17 protein-coding genes are annotated in these 20,995 nt (G+C 71.7%); 10 read left to right on the top strand and 7 right to left on the bottom strand.

The features are described 5' to 3' along the window. From VF202_01315 to VF202_01300, 4 genes are all read left to right on the top strand, one after another. Nucleotides 1-157: sigma factor-like helix-turn-helix DNA-binding protein (locus VF202_01315; protein ID HEX7038734.1), on the top strand; the 157-nt coding region annotated here is incomplete at its 5' end. A gap of 12 nt (nt 158-169) precedes the next feature. After that, complete coding sequence (locus VF202_01310; GenBank protein ID HEX7038733.1) at nt 170-2,143, top strand: ABC transporter substrate-binding protein; 1,974 nt, start codon at nt 170-172, stop codon at nt 2,141-2,143. A gap of 185 nt (nt 2,144-2,328) precedes the next feature. Beyond that, nucleotides 2,329-3,075, top strand: coding sequence for a c-type cytochrome (locus VF202_01305; protein HEX7038732.1), 747 nt, complete (start codon nt 2,329-2,331; stop codon nt 3,073-3,075). Between the two features lie 113 nt (nt 3,076-3,188). Next, on the top strand, nt 3,189-4,967 hold the full coding sequence (locus tag VF202_01300) for a PQQ-dependent dehydrogenase, methanol/ethanol family (protein HEX7038731.1): 1,779 nt from the start codon (nt 3,189-3,191) through the stop codon (nt 4,965-4,967). A 109-nt stretch (nt 4,968-5,076) separates the two neighbouring features. On the opposite strand, the gene galK is transcribed toward VF202_01300, so the two are convergent. From galK to VF202_01285, 3 genes are read right to left on the bottom strand one after another with little or no spacing between them, the layout of a single operon-like run. After that, nucleotides 5,077-6,270 (bottom strand): galactokinase, encoded by a 1,194-nt coding sequence (gene galK / locus VF202_01295; protein ID HEX7038730.1) that lies wholly within the window; start codon nt 6,268-6,270, stop codon nt 5,077-5,079. Next, complete coding sequence (locus VF202_01290) at nt 6,267-7,316, bottom strand: UDP-glucose--hexose-1-phosphate uridylyltransferase (GenBank protein ID HEX7038729.1); 1,050 nt, start codon at nt 7,314-7,316, stop codon at nt 6,267-6,269. The genes galK and VF202_01290 overlap by 4 nt, the downstream gene beginning before the upstream one ends. Next, on the bottom strand, nt 7,313-8,422 hold the full coding sequence (locus VF202_01285; GenBank protein ID HEX7038728.1) for a helix-turn-helix domain-containing protein: 1,110 nt from the start codon (nt 8,420-8,422) through the stop codon (nt 7,313-7,315). Before VF202_01285 ends, VF202_01290 begins: the two co-directional genes overlap by 4 nt. 194 nt (nt 8,423-8,616) lie before the next feature. On the opposite strand from VF202_01285, the gene VF202_01280 reads away from it, so the two are divergent. From VF202_01280 to VF202_01255, 6 genes are all read left to right on the top strand, one after another. After that, entirely contained in the window at nt 8,617-10,530 is a 1,914-nt protein-coding gene (locus tag VF202_01280; GenBank protein HEX7038727.1) for a glycoside hydrolase family 2 TIM barrel-domain containing protein, read from the top strand. Next, complete coding sequence (locus VF202_01275) at nt 10,527-11,831, top strand: ABC transporter substrate-binding protein (GenBank protein HEX7038726.1); 1,305 nt, start codon at nt 10,527-10,529, stop codon at nt 11,829-11,831. The genes VF202_01280 and VF202_01275 overlap by 4 nt, the downstream gene beginning before the upstream one ends. A gap of 67 nt (nt 11,832-11,898) precedes the next feature. Continuing rightward, complete coding sequence (locus VF202_01270) at nt 11,899-12,879, top strand: sugar ABC transporter permease (protein ID HEX7038725.1); 981 nt, start codon at nt 11,899-11,901, stop codon at nt 12,877-12,879. Next, nucleotides 12,876-13,805 (top strand): carbohydrate ABC transporter permease, encoded by a 930-nt coding sequence (locus tag VF202_01265; protein ID HEX7038724.1) that lies wholly within the window; start codon nt 12,876-12,878, stop codon nt 13,803-13,805. Before VF202_01270 ends, VF202_01265 begins: the two co-directional genes overlap by 4 nt. Next, nucleotides 13,798-15,123, top strand: a complete 1,326-nt coding sequence (locus VF202_01260) for a family 1 glycosylhydrolase (protein ID HEX7038723.1) — start codon at nt 13,798-13,800, stop codon at nt 15,121-15,123. Before VF202_01265 ends, VF202_01260 begins: the two co-directional genes overlap by 8 nt. Next, entirely contained in the window at nt 15,120-16,118 is a 999-nt protein-coding gene (locus VF202_01255) for a family 43 glycosylhydrolase (protein ID HEX7038722.1), read from the top strand. The genes VF202_01260 and VF202_01255 overlap by 4 nt, the downstream gene beginning before the upstream one ends. A 78-nt stretch (nt 16,119-16,196) precedes the next feature. On the opposite strand, the gene VF202_01250 is transcribed toward VF202_01255, so the two are convergent. From VF202_01250 to VF202_01235, 4 genes are all read right to left on the bottom strand, one after another. Further along, nucleotides 16,197-18,116 carry an ABC transporter substrate-binding protein gene (locus tag VF202_01250; protein ID HEX7038721.1) on the bottom strand — a complete coding sequence of 640 codons (1,920 nt, stop codon included), beginning with the start codon at nt 18,114-18,116 and terminating at the stop codon, nt 16,197-16,199. Between the two features lie 98 nt (nt 18,117-18,214). Then, entirely contained in the window at nt 18,215-19,942 is a 1,728-nt protein-coding gene (locus VF202_01245) for a PQQ-dependent dehydrogenase, methanol/ethanol family (protein HEX7038720.1), read from the bottom strand. Between the two features lie 92 nt (nt 19,943-20,034). Continuing rightward, the gene (locus VF202_01240; protein ID HEX7038719.1) at nt 20,035-20,412 is read right to left on the bottom strand and encodes a cytochrome c; all 378 of its coding nucleotides are present in this window, start codon (nt 20,410-20,412) and stop codon (nt 20,035-20,037) included. Nucleotides 20,413-20,707: 295 nt separating this feature from the next. Continuing rightward, on the bottom strand, nt 20,708-20,995 hold a 288-nt coding region (locus tag VF202_01235), incomplete at its 5' end, for a sensor histidine kinase (GenBank protein ID HEX7038718.1).

Here is a 20,995-nt window from a genome sequence, read left to right as displayed (position 1 = left end):
CAAGGGCCTCGTCGACGGCCGCGAGCACACGCTCGAGGAGGTCGGCAGCCACTTCGGCGTCACGCGCGAGCGCATACGGCAGATCGAGAACAAGGCGCTGCGCAAGCTCAAGTACCACGAGAGCCGCACGCGCAAGCTGCGCGACTTCCTCGACTGAGCGGGTAGCAGCGTGGCCGCTCGCCGCCTCCGCTGGTCACACCTGGCGCGGGCGGCGAAGCGCGCCGCCGGGGTCGGGGCCGCGATGCTGGCGGCGACGCTCGGTGCCTTCGCGTGGGCCGGCGCCTGGGAGCTGAGGGTCTGCGGCTACGGCGACAGCCTGCCGTTCGCCGACGAGTCCGGGGCGGGGTTCGAGAACCGCATCGCCGAGCTGGTCGCCGCGGAGCTGGACGCCGACCTCACCTACGACTGGTGGTACCAGGACGCGACGATCGTCTCTGCCCGACTCGGGGAGGGGGAGTGCGACGTGCTCCTCGGCGTCCCCGACGGCTTCGAGGAGCTGCTCACCACCGTCTCGTACTACAGCAGCCCCTACGTCTTCGTCGAGCGAGCCGACCGCGACTTGAACGTCTCGTCTCTCGACGACCCGCGGCTGGCCAGCCTGCGCATCGGCGTGCAGAACGTGGGCATTCCGCCGCACAATGCGCTGCTCGGTCGGAGACTGGCCGCCAACGTCGTCCTCGCTCCCCCTCTCACCGAGCACGGCCTCGTGGTGGAGGCAGTGGCGGCCGGCGACGTGGACGTCGGGGTGGTATGGGGTCCCGTGGCCGCCTACTACGCGGCCCGCTCCGACGTGCCCCTCGAGCTCACCCCCGTGCAGCCCGAGGTGGACCTGCAGTACGGTCCCATGCTGCTGCCGATGACGATGGCCGTGAGGCCGGGGGACACCTCGCTTCGGGACATGCTCGACGCCGCCCTCGCCGCGCGTTGGGACGAAATACAGGCCGTCCTGGCGGAGTTCGGCGTGCCGCTCGTACCCGGCGTTAGGCCCGTCGTGAGCGGGACCTCGCGGGCCTCCGTGGAGGTGGGCGTCGTGACACCCACGCAGCTCGGTGTCCCCACCCTCGAGGCGTCCCTCTACGAGCTCGTCGGCGAGGCGGCCCGGCGCGGCGCGCTGCTCGCCGAGAGCGACCTGGCCGCCGCCGCGCCCTCCGGCGAGGCGCCACCGGCCGTGCTGGTGGCCAGCGCCCCCAGCGCGGAGGCGGCGGAGCGCGCCGCGCGGCGCTTGATCGCCGCCGGGGCGGACGCGCTGGTGGGCGGCATCAACGACGAGCAGGCGCTGGTACTGGCTGCCATCGCCGAGGAGGCCGGGGTTCCGTTCTTGAACATCGGGTCGAGCGCCGAGGCCCTGAGGTCGCCCTCGTGCTTCCGACACGCCTACAGCGTGGAGGCCAGCAGCGGCATGTACCTCAGCGCGATGGCGGCGAGCGCCGGCGACCAGCGTTGGTACGTCGTATTCGAGGACACCGACTCCGGCCGCGCGCTCCTCGATGCGGCGCAGCGCGTCCTCGCGTCGGCAGGGGCCACTGTGACTGGCGCCCTCGGCGTGGAGCCGGGTCGGGCCTTGTACACGGACGTAATCGACGCGGCCGAGGGCGCGGGCGCTACCGCGGTGATGCTTTTGCTCGGCCCGCGAGACCAGATCCCGTTCGTCGCCCAGACGAGCGGCTCGCTGGGCGACCTGATCGTGGTCCCCTACCCGTACCAGGTAACGCAGACGCGCGACTACTTGGCGGCGGAGACGAACGTCGGCGGGCTGGGCCTCCCTCGCGTCGCGCTGTGGGACCCGAGCCTCGACGGAGGCGCCGCCGGCGACCTGAACCGGAGGTTCGGGGGCCGCTGGGGCGCCCCGCTCGAGTCGAGCGGCTGGGCGGCCTACACCGCGGTGCGCGTCGCCGCGGAGGCCCTGCTCGGCGACGGGACCATCGACGTCGTCGACGGTTCGCGGTTCGGCAAGGAGGGGGCCCGCTTCGACGAGCGACACCAGCTGGTGCAGGAGCTCTACCTGGTCGAGCCGACGCCCGAAGCCGAATACGGGGTGGAGCTGTCCCGGCTCGTGGACCTGGCCCAGGTCGGCGACGTCCTGCCGCCGCCCGAGTACCTCGCCGCGCTCGTCTCCGAGGAAGCCTGCCCGGCGGCGCCCTGAAGGACGTTCCAGCTAAATGGCAGCGGAAGATCGCGTGCCAGCGGGCGCTGGAGCCTCGTCGCGCTCGGTGCTACTCTCTTGGGCGGGGACGCTGACATACCGCCACTCGGCGCCCGAACCCTAGGCCGACGGCCGGACCACGGCCGTCGCGAAAGGAGTTGGTCGCGATCTCGAGACAGACGTTGGTGTTGCTAGCGCTCTGCGCTTTCGCCGCGGCGGGGCTGGCGCAGGAGGCAGGCGGGCCCACGGTCATGGTCGCCGAACGCGCCGACTACCTGACCGACCCGGCGGGGATGAGCCTGTACATCTACCTGCGCGACGCGGCTGGCGTGAGCACCTGCTACGGGCAGTGCGAGGTCAACTGGCCGCCCTACACGGTGCCGACGCGCGAGGTCACGGCGGGACCCGGCGTCGTGGGCTCGCTGCTGGGCACGACCGTGCGGCGGGACGGCAGCTACCAGGCGACGTTCGCCGGTTGGCCGCTCTACTACCACGCCAGGGACGCCGAGCCTGGCGACACCTACGGCCAGACACTCGGCGACGTGTTCTTCCTCATCAGCTCCAGCGGTGTCAGGTTGCCGGAGGACCTCCCGGAGGAAGAGGAGGAAGAGGCGGAGGCCGGGGGCGGTCAGGCCGCGCCCGCAACGGCCGTCATGCAGCAGGGCGAGGAGCTGTTCGCCGGCAACTGCTCTACATGCCACGGCGACCAGGGCCAAGGCCTGGTGGGGCCGGCTCTCGCCGGCAACCCGAACGTCGGCGATATGGACGTCATATTGCCGACGATCCTCTTCGGGCGTGAGGACCACGGCATGCCCCCGTTCGGCGAAGCGCTGACGGACGAGCAGATCGCGGCCGTCGCCACGTTCGTCAGGAACTCGTGGGGCAACTCGTTCGGGCCCGTCACCGAGTCCGACGTGGCGGCGAGGCGATGAGGGGCTGGAACGGGCGTGTGCGGTCGGCCTCCGGCGGGACGGTGCCGACGGCCGCGCGCGAGGGCGAGCATGGAAGTGAGAGCATGTCGAGTCGAGTCGTAGCCAACGGTCGCGTGAGCGGAGCGCGGCGCCTACTCCTGGTCGCCGCAGCCGCACTGGGGCTGACGGCCTGGGCGTTCGCCAACGAGGACCAGCTCAGGCTGCAGCAGGACCCCGCGAACTGGCCCATCAACAACGGCAACTACGCGGGCTGGAACTACAGCCCTCTCGACCAGATCAACACCTCGAACGTCCAGGACCTTGTGGTGGCCTGGACGTTCCAGACGGGCATCCTCGACAACCACGAGGCCGAGCCGCTGGTCGTGGGCGACACCATGTACCTCGTCACTCCGAAGCCGAACACGGTCTACGCCCTGGACCTCGGCGACAGCGGCCGCATCAAGTGGAGCTACGTCGCCGATCAGCCGGAGCTCGAGACGGCCATCGCCAGGGCCTGCTGCGGCGCGCAGACCAGGGGGCTCGCGTACGGCGAGGGCAAGGTCATCATCAACACGCTCGACGGCCAGGTCATCGCGCTCGACGCCGAGACCGGCCAGGAGGTCTGGAAGGTCCAGAACGCCGACCTGTCTATCGGCGAGACCATGACCACGGCCCCCTTGGTCGTGCACGACCACGTGATCGTCGGCGTGGCCGGTGCCGAGTACGCGATCAGGGGCCACGTCACGGCGTACGCGCTCGATGACGGCGAGCGCCTGTGGCGCGCCTACAACATCGGTCCGGACGAGGACATGCTGATCACCGACAGGTTCAAGCCGTTCTACCCGGACGACAAGGTCGAAGACGTCGGCGTCAGCACGTGGTACGGCGACTCGTGGAAGCGCGGCGGCGCCTCGATCTGGGGCTGGTTCACCTACGACCCCGAGTCGGATCTCTTCTACTACGGCACCGGCAACTGTGCGCCGTGGAACCCCGACTACCGCCGCGACCCGGCCACCGCGCCGGGCCTGGACAAGTACACGAACAAGTACTGCGCCTCGGTGCTGGCGCGCGACGCGACGACGGGTGAGCTCGTCTGGGCCTACTCCCTGACACCGCAGGACCAGTGGGACTACGACTCCCCGGCGGGCTTCCTCGTCGTCGACCTCGAGATCGGCGGTGAGCTCAGGAAGGCGCTGGTGCACCAGAACCGCAACGGCTACGTCTACGTCTTCGACCGCCTGACAGGCGAGATCCTCGTGGAACCCTGGGCGTGGACCAACGTGACGTGGGCCGACGGCATCGACATGGAGACGGGCCGCCCCAGGTTCCGTCCCGAGGCGATCGCCTACACGGGCGGCAACGTCGAGCTGCTCTGCCCGTTCTCCGGCGGCAACTGGGAGCAGCAGTCGTACTCGCCGCAGACCGGCCTCTTCTACTTCACCGGCCACAACTCGTGCGGCGAGAACTACGGCATGCGCAAGGGCGAGTACGTGCCCGGCCAGAGCTGGACGCTGTTCGTCTCCGGCGGCTTCACGACCAAGGGCAACCCGGGGAAGCTGTGGGCCGTCGACCCCGCGACCGGCGAGGAGGTGTGGAGCGTCGACATGCTGAGGGCGGGCAACAAGCGTCCCGTCTTCACGACCGGGGGCAACCTGCTGATCCAGGGCTCGCAGCTCGGCACCGTCGACTTCTACGACGCCACCACCGGCGAGCTGCTGTGGCAGTTCCGGGCCGGGTCCGGGTTCCGCAACAGCCCGATCAGCTTCCTGGGTCCCGACGGGAAGCAGTACATCGCGATCATCTCGAGCTCCGCGCCGTCCTCGCGGGAGGTCGCCTACGACGAACCGCCCGACGCCGCTAGCCGCTACTCGCGGCCGGGCTCGACCCTCTACGTGTTCACGCTCCCCGACTAGGCGGTCGAGAAGGCACCATTCAGTGCCCCGGGCCTACGGGCCCGGGGCACTCAACCGGCGGTCCTCGGGTAGCGGCGCCAGCCCGCGCCCTACCGGATCGGGCCGACCCTCACAGCGCCGTCGCGCCCGCCCCCGGGCCGGCGGCGCTCACGTACACCGTGGCAGCTGTCCCCGTGGCGCGCTCGTACCCGTCGCGGGTGGCGGTGGCGAAGCCGTCCACGGCGGCTGCCTCCACCAGCGCCACGGCGCAGCCGCCGAAGCCCGCGCCCGTCATGCGCGCCCCCAGGCAGCCGGGCGCGGCGCGCGCCGCCGCGACGATCGCGTCGAGCGCCGGCGACGACACCTCGAAGAGGTCCCGCAGGCTCGCGTGGCTCTCGTCCATGAGGCGGCCGCAGGCCGTGGCGTCGCCGGCCTCGAGGGCGTCGGCGGCGGCCAGGGCCCGCGCGATCTCGGCCACGACGTGCTCGGACCGCCTCAGGTCGGTGGCGTCCAGCCTGTGGGCGGAGGCGCGCAGGTCGGCGATAGTGACGTCGCGCAGCGCCGGCGCGCCGAGGGCGGCGGCCACGCGCTCGCAGGCGGCGCGCCTGTCGTCGTAGGCGCTGCCCACGAGGCCTCGCCGCGTGCCGGTGTCGAGCACGGCCACGGCCACGTCGTCCGGCAGGGGGACCGGCTCGAACGACAGGTCCCGGCAGTCGATCAGCAGGGCGCAGCCCGCCACCGCCGCCGCGCCGACGAGCTGGTCCATGATCCCCGTGGCCACGCCCACCCAGGCGTTCTCTGCGCGCTGGGCGGCGCGGGCCACCGCGCGCACGTCCCAGCCCTCCGGTCCCGCCTCGTGCGGCCTGAGCAGCGCCGCCGCCACCGCCAGCTCGACGGCGGCCGAGGACGAGAGGCCGGCGCCGCGCGGCACGTCCGACGCCAGGGCGCCGTCGAAGCCCGCCAGCGCGCCCGCGCCGAGGTCGTGCGCCAGGGCCCAGGCGACGCCCTTCGGGTAGTCGAGCCAGCTCGCCTGGCCGGCCCCGGGCGCCGCGGCGCGCGGCGGCGTGCCCGGCGCCACCTCCGCCAGGGTGAAGGCGCCCTCGGCGCCGAGGTCAGTGGCGACGAGCCGCACCGCGCCGTCGTGCCGAGGGGCGAAGGCCAGGTAGGCGCGGCGCTCGAGCGCCATGGGCAGGACGAAGCCGTCGTTGTAGTCGGTGTGCTCGCCGATGAGGTTCACCCGGCCCGGCCCCCAGGCCAGGTGCGTCGCCTCGCGCCCGTACGCCGCGGCGAAGGCCGCGAGCGCCCTCTCGCGGGCGGGCCTCACGTGCCGCTCCGGTAGTGGACCGCCGGCAGCGCCGCGAGGCGCGCCGCCGCCTGCTCCGGCGTGATGTCGCGCTGCGGCTCGGCCAGCATCTCGAAGCCGACCATGAACTTGCGCACCGTCGCCGAGCGCAGGAGCGGGGGGTAGACGTGGGCGTGGAGCTGCCATCCCTCGGTGCCCGGCGTGCGCGCGGGGGCGCCGTGCCAGCCGAAGGTGTAGGGGAAGCTCGTCGCGAAGAGGTTGTCGAGCCTGGCGAACGCCTCGCCGCAGAGGCGCGCCAGCGCGGCGCGCTCCCCCGCGTGGAGGTCGGGCAGGCGGGCCACGTGCCGGGCGTGCGGGACGATCAGCAGCTCGTAGGGCCACGTCGCCCAGAAGGGCACGACGGCGAGCCAGGCCTCGTTCGCGGCCACGACCCTCTCGCCCCGCGCCAGCTCGGCCCTCGCGTAGTCGAGGAGCAGGGGGGACCCGTGGGCGGCGAGGTGGGCTCGCTGCGTCTCGAGCTCGCGCGCGGCCTCGGTCGGCACCGCGTCGATGGCCCAGACCTGCCCGTGGGGATGCGGGTTCGAGGCGCCCATGGCCGCGCCCCTGTTCTCGAAGACCTGCACCCAGCGGTAGGAGCGCTCGAGCTCCGCGACCTGCTCGGCCCAGACGTCCACGACCCGCTCCCTGGCGGACGCGTCGAGCTCGGCGAACGAGAGGTCGTGCCGCGGCGAGAAGCAGACGACGCGGCACGTGCCGGACGCGCGGCCCCAGCGGAAGACGGCGTCGCCCGCCGGCGGCTCGGGCGCGTCCGGCACCAGGGCGGGGAAGTCGTTGGTGAAGACGAAGGTGTGCTGGTAGCGCGGGTTCGTCCCGCCCCCCGCCCGCGCGTTGCCGGGGCAGAGGTAACAGGTAGGGTCGTAGGCGGGGCGGTCGTCCGGCGCCGGCCTCTCGACCTGGCCCTGCCAGGGGCGCTTCGTCCTGTGCGGCGACACCACGACCCACCTGTCGCCCAGCGGGTCGTAGCGGCGGTGCGGGTGCTCCGCGGGGAGGAACTGCGTCGCGCTCACGGGCGCGCCTCCGGCCCGGTGGAGGCGGACCCGGCGCCGCCGTCGGGCGCTCGGGCTGCGCCCGCGCTCGAACCACCTTCCCGGCCGACGGCGACGCTCGTGCCGGTGACCGCCCCGACGACAGCCGTGCCCTTCCGCCCGGCCGGCTCGGGCTGGCGGTAGCGCAGGCGCAGGACGAGGTCCTGCGGGTAGTTGCCGAACCCGCGCCCGAAGAGGTTGAGGCCGCCGACGTGGGTGGCGTCCTCCTTGACCCCGATCTTCACGTCGATCCAGCGCGCGGCCGCGACGTCGAGCTCGGCGAGGGTCGCGCCCGTACCCGGCACGCCGTCGATCCAGGAGCCCTCGGCCGTGACGCGCCACACCTTCAGCATCCCGTACTGGGAGTTGTGGGACTCCCACCACTCGGGCGTGAGGCTCCCGCGCTGGCCGCCGAAGTCGGCGGGGCTCGTCCAGGTGCCGACCTCGACGCCGTTGACCCACAGTGTGATGTCGGACGGCCAGTCGTCGTGGTGCAGGGGCGCCTCGCTGCACACCTCGCAGCTCACGGTGAGGCTCAGCAGCTCGGCCCGCGGCGGCAGGCGGTTGGGGAAGCGGTAGGTGAGGTGGCCCTGGTGGAACCAGACGAGCTGCGCGTGGACGCGGTCGGGGTCGTAGAAGGCGGCGGGGTCGTCGAGCATGCCGATGATGCCGAGCTCGCCGGCGAGGCCGCACGACGGCACGGCGGCGCAGTCCACGAACGCGCCGATGGGCATGGAGACCTCCGCGACCTCCCCCGACTCCTGGGACCGCTCGGGACCGGGCAGCTCGAGGACCACGCTGTCGTAGGCCCTGGTGCAGACCTTCTGCAGCCCGCGGCTGGCGGGGCGGTGCTCGGCGAGCAGGAGCCCGGCGTCCTCGAGGGCGTTCACGTGCAGGTTCGCCGTCGAGACGGGCAGCCCCAGCGCCCGCGCGATCTCGGTGACGTTGAGGAGCCTGTCGGCCAGCAGGGCGAGTATCCGGCGTCGCGTCGTCGACGCCAACGCCTTCAGCACCGCCTCGACCCGCTCCTCGCCGCCCCCTCTGACGACGTCTAGACGCAGCGTCCTGAGCCCGCCATGGTCTGCCACCCTGACCCTCCCGCGGCGTGTTTGCTGCAGAAAAACCTAGCACGAAAGCGGCCGCGAGGTGGCGGTTTCCCGAGCCCTTCTCGACCTCGTCCTCGTCGCCGTGCCGAAGTCGTTGACAGCGCCCTCGCAGCGGCCTAGAGTTGACCTCGGATTACAACAGGTTTTGTTGCAACGTTCATCCGGGAGGGCGCGCCTTGGTCGAGGGAACAGTCGCGGCGCCGCAGCCGCTCGAGGGGCAGGTGCTCGGTCTCGCCGCGGACGACCCGCGCCGGCACCCACGCCCGTCGCTGACCCGCCCCGACTGGCAGTCTCTCGACGGCGAGTGGGAGTTCGGCTGCGGTCCGCCGGGAGGGGAGCCGGTGCTGGGCAGCACCATCGTCGTGCCGTTCGCCCCCGAGTCGCCGGCGTCGGGCGCCGCGGCACCCGGCCCCGACCAGGCGGTCTGGTACCGCCGCGTCCTCAGGCTGCCCGCCGAGTGGCGCGGACGACGCGTGTTCCTCCGCTTCAACGCCGCCGACTGGGAGACGACGGTCTGGGTCGCCGGCCAGCGCGTGGCGCACCACGAGGGCGGCTACACGCCGTTCGGCGTCGACGTCACCGAGCTCGTGCAGGACGGACCCGTCGAGCTCCTGGTCCGCTGCGTCGACGACCCGCACGACATGTCCAAGCCCCGCGGCAAGCAGGACTGGCTGCCCGAGCCCCACAGCATCTGGTACCCGCGCACGACCGGCATCTGGCAGACGGTGTGGTGGGAGCCGCTGCCGGCGGTCCGCGTCGAGCGCGTGGCCTTCACCGCCGACCTCGCGGCCTTCGCGCTCGACATGGAGCTGCGCCTGGCCGGCGTGGGGTCCGCGTCGGGTCGTCCGGCCGGCGAGGGACCGGCGCGGGGCGGCCTCGTCGCGCGCGTGAGGCTCGACCTCGCGGGCGAGACGCTCCTCGACGACAGCTACGCCGTCTCCGGACACCTGCTGCGGCGCCGCCTCCACCTGCCCGACCCGGGGATCGACGACGCCCGGGCGCGGTTCCTGTGGACGCCCGAGACGCCGAACCTCATCGACGTCACGGTGACCCTAGAGCGCGACGGCGAGGTCGTCGACGAGGCCCGCACGCGCACCGCGCTGAGGACCGTGGAGGCGCGCGACGGGGCCGTGCTCCTCAACGGGCGCCCCTACCGCCTGCGGATGGCGCTCGACCAGGGCTACTGGGAGCAGACCCACCTCACGCCCCCCGACGCGGGCGCGCTCGGGCGCGACGTCGCGCTGGCCAAGGCGCTGGGCTTCAACGGCGTGCGCAAGCACCAGAAGCTCGAGGACCCGCGGTTCTACGCCTGGGCCGACCACCTGGGTCTGCTGGTGTGGGTCGAGCTCCCCAGCGCCTACGCGTTCGACGCCGTCGCCGCGCGGCGCCTCACGCAGACCTGGCTGGCTGCCGTGGAGCAGGCCTCACCCCACCCCAGCGTGATGGCCTGGGTGCCCTTCAACGAGAGCTGGGGCGTGCCCGACCTGCCGCTGTCGGCGCCGCAGCGCGCCCTCGTGCGCGGCCTGGCCGACCTCACCCGCGCGCTCGACCCGAGCCGCCCGGTCGTGGGCAACGACGGCTGGGAGATGCTCGGCACCGACCTCGTGAACGTCCACGACTACACCCCGGACCCCGACGCGATCGGCGCGCGCTACGCGACGTCCGAGGCCATCGTCCGGACCCTGCACGAGCACCGCCCCGGGGGCAGGCGGCTGCTCCTCGACGGCTCGCTCCCGGGCGGCAGGCCCGTGCTGCTCAGCGAGTTCGGCGGCGTGAGGGTCGACGACGGCGCGCCCGGCTGGGGCTACGACGCCGTGCCGGACGGCGCGGCGCTGCTCGAGCGCTACCGGCGCCTGGCGGCGTCCGTGAACGGCTCGGCGCTGGCGGGGTGGTGCTACACGCAGCTCACCGACACCTTCCAGGAGCGCAACGGGCTCCTCGCCATGGACCGCACGCCCAAGGCCGACCCGGCGGCGATCGCCCGCGCCACCCGCGGCGAGCCGTCGCCCGAGGACCGGCCGGGCGCGTCGGCGGGCGAAGGGGGAGACCATCCGCGGGCGGCGGAAGGCCGCCAGGAGGAGGACGCATGAAGGAGTTGAGGACGAGGCTCATCGCGGCGATCGTCGCCGGCCTGGCGCTCGGGGGAACGGCGCTGGCGCAGGTGGAGATCACCTACTGGCACGGCTTCACCGGGCCGGACCTGCCCGTGATGGAGGAGCTGGTCGCCGAGTTCAACGCGACCCACCCGGACATCCACGTGACCGCCCAGGCCATCGCGTGGGGACCACTGTTCCAGCAGCTCGAGCCGGCCGTCGCCGCCGGGCAGGCGCCCGACGTGGTGGCCCTCAACGAGGACGTGATCACCGGCTTCATCCTCAGGGGCGCCGTGGCGGAGATGACGCCGGACATGCTGGCCGCCGCGGGCGTCGAGGGCGAGCGTTTCTTCCCCTCGCTGTGGGAGACCGGCGTCGTCGACGGCAAGGTCTACGGCGTGCCCATCCACTCGGTGATGCTGGTCATGTACTACAACAAGGACCTCTTCGAGGAGGCCGGGCTCGACCCCGACGACCCGCCCAGCAACAGGGAGGAGTTCCTGGAGGCGGCGACGGCGCTCACCGTCGACGCCAACGGCAACCACCCGGGTGACCCCGGCTTCGACCCGTCGAGCCTGCAGCGCTACGCCGTCGGCATCCCCACGCCGTGGATGGGCGGGACGATCGCCTACGCCGTCGCGGCCCAGAACGGGGTGACGTTCGTCGGCTCGGCGGACGAGGGCTACGCGCCGACCTTCGACTCCGAGGCCGCCCAGGAGGCCGTGCAGTTCCTCGTGGACATCGGCTCCGAGCACCACTTCGGCCCTGCCGACGCCACCGAGGGCAGCGAGATCGACGCGTTCCGCCAGGGCGTGGCCGCGATGAACTTCAACGGCGTCTGGATGCTCTCGCAGTACCGCGACGCCGGCCTCGACTTCGGCGTGGCCGCGTTCCCGCAGCTCGGCACCGAGCGCTACGCGACCTGGGGCGGCTCCTCGCACCTGGTCCTGCCGGTGCAGCGCAACCCCGACCCGGCCAAGGTCGAGGCCGCGATGACGTTCATCGGCTGGATGACCCAGCCGGAGCAGAACCTCAAGTGGACCACGGCGGGCGGCCTGCCGACCCAGCCCGAGGTCGCGAGCAGCCCCGAGTACGCCGAGAACCCGATGGCGTCCCTTTCCGACGCCATGGCCAACACCTACGTCCTCACCGGCTTCCCGTTCCTGGCGCAGTTCCGCGGCGCCTGGGACGCCGCTTTCGAGGCGGCGCTCCACGGCACCGCCGTGGACCAGGCCCTCTCGCAGGGCGTGAGCGAGGCCGCGGCGGCCATCCAGGAGGGCCTCCTCAGCCTGCCGTAACGACCCATCCACGCCGGTGGGCGCCTCCGCGACGCAGGGGCGCCCGCCGGCCCCACAGGAGGTGCCGATGAGCGGACCGTCTACCGACACGGCGGTGGTGGCACCCGCGGCCGCCGCGTCGCGGCCGGCGCGCCGGAGCCGCCTGCGGCCCCGCGTGGACGGCCATCCACTCGAGCCGTACCTGTATCTGCTGCCGCACGCCGTCCTGTTCCTCGTCTTCGTCGTCTACCCCGTCGGCTTCGCTATCTACGTGTCCCTTCACCGCTGGAACATCCTCTCCGACCAGCAGCCGTTCGTGGGGGCGGAGTTCTACACCCGGCTGCTGACCCCTGGGACGCCGCAGTTCACGTTCTTCTGGAAGACGATGGGGAACACGGCGCTCTTCACCGTCATCACCACGCCCCTCCTCATCGTCTGCGCCCTCGGCCTGGCCCTGCTGCTGCACAGGCCCATCCCTGGCAGGTCGTTCTTCCGGGCGGTCTTCTTCCTCCCCACGATCCTCTCCGTGTCGGTCATGGGCCTCCTGTGGAAGTGGATGTTCGAGAACCGCACCGGCCTCATCAACGTGCTGCTCGACATGCTGCCGTTCACCGAGCCGGTCGCGTTCCTCACGACGATCGGCCTGGCCTGGGTGCCCATCATCGTCGGGACCGTCTGGTGGACCGTGGGGTTCAACATGGTCCTCTACTCGGCGGCGCTGGCCGCGATCCCGCAGGCCTACTACGAGGCCGCCGCCATAGACGGCGCCGGCGCGTGGGCGAAGTTCCGCTACGTCACCTGGCCGCAGCTCAACCCCGTGACGCTGTTCGCCACCGTCACCACGACGATCGCGTCGTTCCAGCTCTTCGGCCAGCCGCACGTCATGACGGCGGGCGGGCCGCTGCGCACCACCCAGAGCGTGATGATGTTCATCACCGAGGAGGCGTTCACGCGCTTCCAGTTCAGCTCGGCGGCGGCGATGTCGCTGATGTTCGGCGCGCTGCTCCTCGTCGTGACGGGCTTCCAGTTCCGCCTCACGCTGCGCGACCTGGGGAGGGGCAGGGCGTGAGCGCCAGGGCCCCGGCGTACGGCTCGACGACCGTCGCGGCCTCCGGCCCGGCGGCGCGCGCGTCCGCCGCGCTGCGCACGCGCGTCGACAGGCGCGAGGGCCGTCCGCGCTGGCGCGACGTCCCGCGCTTCGTACTCCTCTGCGTGCTCGCCGTGCTGTTCCTCGCGCCCATCTACTGGATGGTCACGACCTCGCTGAAGAGCGAGGCCGACACCGTCGCCAGGCCGGTCCAGTGGTGGCCGCACGAGCCGACGCTCGAGAACTACCGCGCGATCCTGGAGGCGCCCGACGCCCACTTCGCCCGCTGGACGTTCAACTCGCTCTTCACCTCGCTGGCGTTCGCCCTGGGCAGCGTCGCCCTCGCGGTGATCACGGCCTACCCGCTGTCGCGCATGCGGTTCAGGGGGCGCACGTTCTGGTTCTGGGTGATCCTCGCCTCGATGATGATCCCCGGGATCATCTTCCTGATCCCGCACTACCTGATGATGATCGACTTCGGCTGGGTGGACACCTACCACGCGCTGATCTGGCCGGGCATGCCGGCCGCCTTCGGCGTCTTCCTGATGCGGCAGTTCTTCGTCTCGATACCCAGGGAGCTCGAGGAGGCCGCGCGCCTGGACGGCGCCAACAGCCTGCAGGTGCTGTGGTACGTGCTGCTGCCGTTCCTCGTCGCCCCCATGGCGACCCTGGGCCTCTTCCAGTTCATGGCGTCCTGGAACAACTACGTCTGGCCCCTGTTCGTCGTGCACGGCGAGATGCAGACGCTCCCCGTGGCCATCACCACCTTCAGCAGCCGCTACTGGACCGCCTACGGCAAGCTCATGGCCGGCACCGCCATCGCGTCGCTGCCGGTGCTGATCGCCTTCCTCTTCGCCCAGCGCTACTTCATCAGGGGCATGTCGCTCACCGGGCTCAAGGATGACTGAGGAGCGCGCGCCCGACCTCGCCGCTGCGGACACTCGCGACGGCCCGTCCGCGCGCCCCGGCGACGGCGCGTCCGCGCGCCCGCGGGGCCTCCTGTGGCTGGTCGGCATCGAGAACGCCCTCATCCCCGACATGGACGTCGACGAGCTGACCTGGACCGGCCACCGCGAGCGCTGGCGCGAGGACCTGGCCCTGGCCGCGGCGGTGGGGGCGACGGCCGTCCGCTATGGCCTCACCTGGCCCGAGGTCGAGACCGCGCCGGGCCAGTACGACTTCACCCGCGTGGACGCCGTGCTAGACGAGATGCAGCGGCTCGGCCTCGAGCCGGTGTGGGACCTCGTCCACTTCGGCGTGCCGGCCTACCTGGCAGGGGGCTACCTCGACCCCGCCTTCCCCGAGGCCTACGCGGCCTACCTCGAGGCGTTCGCCAGGCGCTACCGCGGCGTCGTCACCAAGCTCACCCCCTGGAACGAGCCGTACATCAGCGTCTACTTCAGGGCCGGCTTCGGCATCTGGCCCCCGCACCTCGAGGGCAGGGACGGCTTCGCGCGGCTCCTGGCGCCCGTGGTCACGGCGCTCCACGAGGGCCTCAGGCGGCTGGAGGACGCGGCGCCCGACACGCAGGTGTGGCTGAACGACGGCGCCGACACCTTCCACCCCCGGCGGCCCGAGGTCGCGGAGGAGGCGGGGTTCCGCACGCTCCAGCGCTACGCGGCGTTCGACCTGCTGCTGGGCAAGGCCGTGCCCGGCCAGGAGACCCACGAGTGGCTGCTCAGGGCGGGGTTCCCGCGCGAGGTGCTGGCGCGCTGCGCCGCCGAGCCGGTCCGCGTGGACGTGATCGGACTCGACTACTACCCGGAGACCGAGCACGACCTCGACGTGGGCGAGGACGGGCGGCCCGTCGTCACGACGGCGCGGCGGCCCTTGGGCCTGGCCGCGACGACGCTCGCCTACCACCGGCGTTACGGCCTGCCGCTGTTCGTGGCGGAGTCGAGCGCCGCGGGCAGCGACGAGGTCAGGCGGAGGTGGATCGAGTGGAACATGGGCGAGATCGCCGCGGCCAGGTCCGGCGGCGCAGACGTCGTGGGCTACACCTGGTGGCCGCTCTTCGACCACGTCGACTGGGACTCGCTGCTCACGCGGCGCGCCGGCTTCGTCTGCCCGGCGGGCCTCTACCACCTGCGCCCCACGGTGAGCGACAGGCAGGAGACCGACGCGGCGCGCGCGTACCGGGAGCTTGCGACGGGAGAGGTCGCGGCGGGGCCGGGCACCGCGCGGGAGCTCGCAGCGGGCGCACCCTCCGAGGAGGAGCCGGCTTGAGGCGGGCCCTGCTCGCCGCCGCCCTCGGCATGGTCGCGACCGCCGCCGCGCAGACCTACGTGAACCCGGTCATCGAGCCCGTGGCGGCCGACCCCAGCGTGATCCGCGCCGAGGACGGGACCTGGTACCTCTACGCCACCCAGGACCGCTGGGACGACGGCCTCGAGCGCTACCTGCCCATCTTCCGCTCGCGCGACCTGGTGAGCTGGGAGCACGTGGGCGAGGTGTTCGCGCTCCCGCCCAGCTGGAAGTCGTCCGGCTTCCTGTGGGCGCCCGACGTCAGCGTCGTCGAAGGCGTCTACCACCTCTACTACAGCTACTCGACGTGGGGAGACCCGAACCCCTGCATCGGCCTGGCGCGCGCGCCGTCGCCCGGCGGGCCGTGGGAGGACCTCGGTCGGCCCGTGTTCTGCTCCGAGGACATCGGCGTGCGCAACTCGATTGACCCCTTCCACCACGTGGCGGAGGACGGCACGCGCACGCTGGTCTGGGGCAGCTTCCACGGCATCTACGCCGTGACCCTCTCCGCCGACGGCACGGCGCCGGCCGGCGAGCCGGTCAGGCTGGCCGACACGCGCTTCGAGGCGGCCTACGTGATCGAGAGGGACGGCTACTACTACCTGATCCTCTCGTCGGGGTCGTGCTGCGAGGGGGCGAGCTCGACCTACGCCACGTGGGTGGGCCGCTCCGAGTCGCTGCTGGGGCCGTACGTTGACGACCTGGGTCGGAACCTGCGCTCCGGCGGCGGACGCATCGTCCTCTACAGGAACGACGCCTGGGTGGGTCCGGGGCACGCCGCCGTGGCGACCGACGACGCCGGCGACGACTGGCTCGTCTACCATGCCGTCGACCCGGAGCAGCCGCTCCTCCGCTACGGCGCCACGCGGCGACCCGTGCTCATCGACAGGATCGAGTGGGTGGACGGCTGGCCCGTCGTGAACGGCGACGAGGGGCCGAGCTCGCAGGAGCGCCCAGCGCCCGTCGTGGGGGAGTGAGGCGAGGGGACCGAGGGCGAGCGGCGGGCCTACGGGGTACGCGAGCTCACACGCGGGCGGCGCCCACGCACGCCTAGCTCACGGCGCCACGGCCACGAAGCGAGCCACTGCCGTGAGACCCGCGAGCGTCGGGTCGTAGCGCCCGTCAGCGTCAGTCTCGACGACGTACAGCGGCTGGAGGAGCTGATGCGTGTCGGCCTCGAAGGTGAGAGGTCTGCCCTTGTGGACATCTATCGAGAAGGTGGGCGAGAGCAGGCGTCCCGCGACCGCGGACGTGGAGTCGCCGACCTCTTCGACGGCCGCGCGGAGTATCTCCACCGCAGCGTAGGCGGCCCAGGCGCTCGGGTCCATCGGCCTACCCCAACGACCCTCGAACAGCTCCACGAGCTGCCGAGCTTCCTCCATGGGCAGAGTGGTCTCCCACAGCGCCAGACGCGGGTGCGCGCCGACTCTTCCTCCCGCGGCCGTGAGGGAGGCGAGGCCCTCGCGCGACTGGCTGAGCGGGTCGGGGAGAGCCGCGACGACGACGTCGGTGCCGAACGTTTGGAGCTGGGTGAGGAAGAACTCGAGCTGGCGTTGCGGGAGCAGGGCCAGGACGCCCTCCGCGCCCCGCTCAAGCAGGCGGGAGATCTCCGCGGTGAAAGCGACCTGGTCGGCGCCGACCGCGACGACGTCCAGGGTGACTAGATCCCCTTGGCCGCCGATGTGCTTCACGGCCAGGGCCAACCACCGCTGCCCCTCGGGACTGTCGGGATGGACGACCGCCCAGGTCTCGACGCCTAGAGCCGCGTAGTGATCTAGGGTCGCGCCGAGGTACATCTCCTCGCTCGCCTCGACGTGGAACGTCGTGCTTGGCGGGGTGGCACGCAGCGACTGGTCGGCGGAACCGACGTTGAGGAAGACCAGTCCCTCCTCCTCCGCCACGCGGGCGAGCACCCGGGCCTGGTCGTCGCCCACGCCGCCTATCAGAGCGCGGACGCCCTGGGCGTCGACGAGCCGGCGGGCGGCTCGCACCGCGGCCTCGGCGTCCGGCGCGCTGGCGAAGAGCACGTCGAGCTGGAGGCCAGAAGAGTCTGCCTCCTCCGCCAGACGAGCCCCTAGAGCGGCTGCCTGCCCGGCAACCTCGCGTAGGTCGGTCCTGGAGCTCGTGGTCATGGGGACCACGAGCCCGACCCTGTACACGGCGTCGTCCGTAGCAGGGGCTACGGGCGGGGGAACCGGCGAGAGCGGCACCCCGTACTCGGCGAGGATCGCCTGGACGTCGTCCCAGCGCCTGGCCAGCGCCTCGTTGAAGAGGTCTCGTAGGGACTCGTCGCCCGGCCGCACTCCGATGACCATGTTGTGGGCCATCAGGAGGTAGGGCAGATAGACCTCGGGGGTGACGGGGGTGACCTCGAGCGGTACTGCGGATGCTCTCGCGAAGTACCCCGCCACGGGGCCCCAGACCAGGGCGACGTCAACGAGGCCCTCCTCCACGGCCTTCACCGGCGCGGCTAGGTAGCTCGGGTCGTCGTAGTCGCCGGCGCCGACGATCGTGAGGTTCTGCCGCAGGCCGATGCCCAGGAGCACGTGGTGCGGGGCTATACCGGCCTTCTCCAGGCCTATGCGGAGGTGGGCCAGCCTCGGGTCGTCGAGCGAGCTCAGGTCGAGTCCGCTCTCCTCCCGCGACACGAACGTGTAGGCGCTGCGGTAGTAGACGACCGTGGTCAGGAAGCCTTCGACGGTGTCCTCGATGCCGATGACTGCGTCGCACCTGCCCGTGTCGAGCAGGTCGGACCTGACGTACTCGAGGGCCTCCAGCGGGACCCAGACGCTGACGAGGTCCGCCCCCATCTCCTCGGCCAGCAGTGCGGCTATGCGGTTGTCGAAGCCTTCCCCTGCACGGTTTGAGAACGGGAGCTGGTTCGGGTCCTGGCAGACGCGCAGTTCCCACCTGGCGAACGCCGTGGACGCGCAAGAGATGACTAGGAGGGCAGATAACAGGCGAATCATGAGCATCGCGCGTGGGAAGATCTTCGTCCTCTGTTCGCGGGGACTGGAATACGTGCGGCTCCGCGTCCCCGCTATGGGGACGCGGAGCCGTGTGGGAAGCGTTGTCAGTTCGACGTCGCGGACTCGGGCAGCTCGAAGACCCAGAGCACGCCGGAACCGGGCTGCGTCCTCAGGCCGACGAGCGGGGCGAACGACGTGGAGGCGGCCACGGTGCCGCCGGCGCCGATCGCGACGTACTGCTTGCCGTCGACCATGAAGGTGATGGGAGAGCCGGTGACGTCGCCGTTGAGCGTGATGCTCCAGAGCAGCTCGCCGGTGGTGGCGTCGAGCGCGAAGAACTCGCGGTCGGTGGTGCCGCCGAAGACGAGGTTGCCGGCGGTGGTGAGCGCCGACGCCGACATCGGGGCGCCGCTCTCCGTGACGTACGTCCACTTCCTCTCGCCCGTGGCGGGGTCGAAAGCCGCGAACTCGCCCACGTGGTCGTAGCCGGGTGCCAGAACGGTGTCGTAGCGGAAGCCGACCCACAGACGGCCTGGGCGGTACTCCGCGTCGACGTACTCGACGTTCATGCAGTGGTTGTTCACGCCCTGGTAGATCAAGCCGGTGTCAGGGCTGTAGCTCGTCTGATGGACGTTCCTGGCGCCGTGCAGGTGGGGACAGGTGAAGAAGCGCTCGCCGGAGTTCTGGGCGTCGTAGCCAGGCCTGGCCTCAGGGTTGAAGATCGGGCGCCCGTTCTCATCCCAGCCTTCGATGACGTTCTGGTAAGCGATCTGATAGGCGTGTAGGAACTCGCCCGTCACGCGGTCGAGCACGATGCCCCAGCCCGTCTTCGTGTGGTGGACGAGAGCCTTCCTCACCTCGCCGTCGATCTCGAGGTCCACCAGGACGCTCTCGAACGGCGAGTCGAGGTCCCAGTAGTCGTGCGGTAGGGTCTGGAAGTACCACTTCATCTCGCCCGTGTCGACGTCGAGCGCGAGGATCGAGTTCGTGTACAGGTTGTCCCCCGGGCCGCGCAGGAGACCCGACCAGGGCAGCGGCTGACCCGTGGCGATGTAGACGGTCTGCGTCTCCGGGTCGTAAGTGGGTGTCCCCCAGGTGGCGCCGCCCCAGATCTCGTCCTCCTCGGCCCAGGTCTCCGAGCCGGGCTCACCGCGCTCCGGCACCGTGTAGACCTGCCACACGAGCTCGCCGGTCTCGGCGTCGAAGGCCTGCACCGTGCCGCGCGTCTTGAACTCGCCGCCGTTCATCCCGATGATGACCTTGCCGTCGGCGACGATCGGCGGGTGGCTGTGCCCGCGCCCGGTCTTGTAGTCACCTGTCATCGTCTCCCAGACGACCTCGCCGGTGCGGGCGTCGAGAGCCACCAGGTAAGAATCGGCGGTGCCGTAGTAGACCTTGTCGTAGGCCACGGCCACGCCGCGGGCGCGGTTGAACGCCTGCGACACGCTGATGTCCTCGGGCAGCTGGCGCTGGTACACCCAGACGGCGCGCCCGGTCGCGGCGTCGATGGCGTGCACTTTGCCGCCGCTCTCGGAGACGTAGATGATGCCGTTGGCCACCACCGGGTTCGGCGCCCAGCGAGTGTCGTCCGAGAACGAGTAGGCCCATGCCACGCGCAGCTGGTCTACGTTCTCCGAGTTGATCTGCGACAGGGGGCTGTAGCCCGCCCCGTCGTACGTCCGGCGGACGTTGATCCAGTCACCGGCCTCGGGGTCGAGGAGCCGGTCCATCGTGAGCGGCTCCCATTGGACCGCCGGACCCTGGGCCCAAACGGCACATGTGCCGAGGGCGACGGCCGTGATCACCGCCAGAGCTAGCCTTGTTGCCTTCATGCGATGCCTACCTCCCACCTGGAACTGGTTCTGGACTCGAATGGCGCTCACGCGCCGCCCAAGCGACGTGTATGCCGAGCCGGCCACTACGTTCAACGGTGCGCCGCGACCTCTTCCACGGTCACGAGCCCGAAGTCGTTGCCCCAGCTCGTCCTCACGTAGGTCGCCACCGCAGCGATCTCTTCGTCGCTGAGGTGCCCGAAGCCGGGCATGAAGCCACCGCCGTACACGATCTGCTCGATGACGTACTCGGTGTCCTCGAGGAAGTCGTTGCCTGCGAGCGGCACGCCCACGCCGCCGCCCCCCGTCGGTCCGTGACAGCCCATGCAGTTGGTCGTGAAGACTTCCTGGCCCTTCTGCCTCACCGCTTCGAGCGTCGTGGCGTCGGGCGGGTCGGGGGTCTCGGCCGAGGACCGCGCCACCACGACGGTGCAGCCAAGGACCATCGCCCCCAGGCAAAGAGCACGCAAAACGGACCGCATACGATATATCCCTCCGATTGTGCATCCGGGCCCGGGCGGGGCTGCACGGGCCTCGTCTCTCAGGTGCCGCTCATGAGTGTATGCGGGGGCCACTGCTGAAGCAACCGCTCACGAGCGTTCGGGACGGGGGTTGGAGACCCAGAACGAGAGCAGACCTGGTTCGGGTCTAGCGTTCGGCCCGCGATCGGTTCGGTGGCGGGGAGTCAGCCGGGCTCGAGCCATCCGGTGCCGAGCCGCCAGCGAGGTCTGGCGGTCTGGAGCTCGATGCGGCTCGCCCCGCCCCTCACGCCTGCTGCGCCACCACCGGCAGGCTGAGCGTCGCCTCGAGACCGGTGCCCGTGTTGGACAGCGCCAGCTCGCCGCCGAGCGCGCGGGCGACGTGGGCCACGAACGCCAGGCCCAGACCCAGCCCGTCGCCGCCCCGGTCGACCTTGTAGAAGGGCTCGGTGAGGCGCGCCAGCGCGTCCTCCGGCACGCCGGGCCCGTCGTCGCTGACCCGCACGGTCAGGCGCCTGTCGCCGACGGCGACGGCCACGCGGGTCCGCCCCGCGCCGTGGCGCAGGGCGTTGTC

The sequence above is a fragment of the Trueperaceae bacterium genome (assembly GCA_036381035.1).
In the GTDB taxonomy this organism is placed as follows: Bacteria; Deinococcota; Deinococci; order Deinococcales; family Trueperaceae; genus DASRWD01.
The sequence above is the reverse complement of the archived record's forward strand: the minus strand, read 5'-3'. Positions and strand labels throughout refer to the sequence as shown.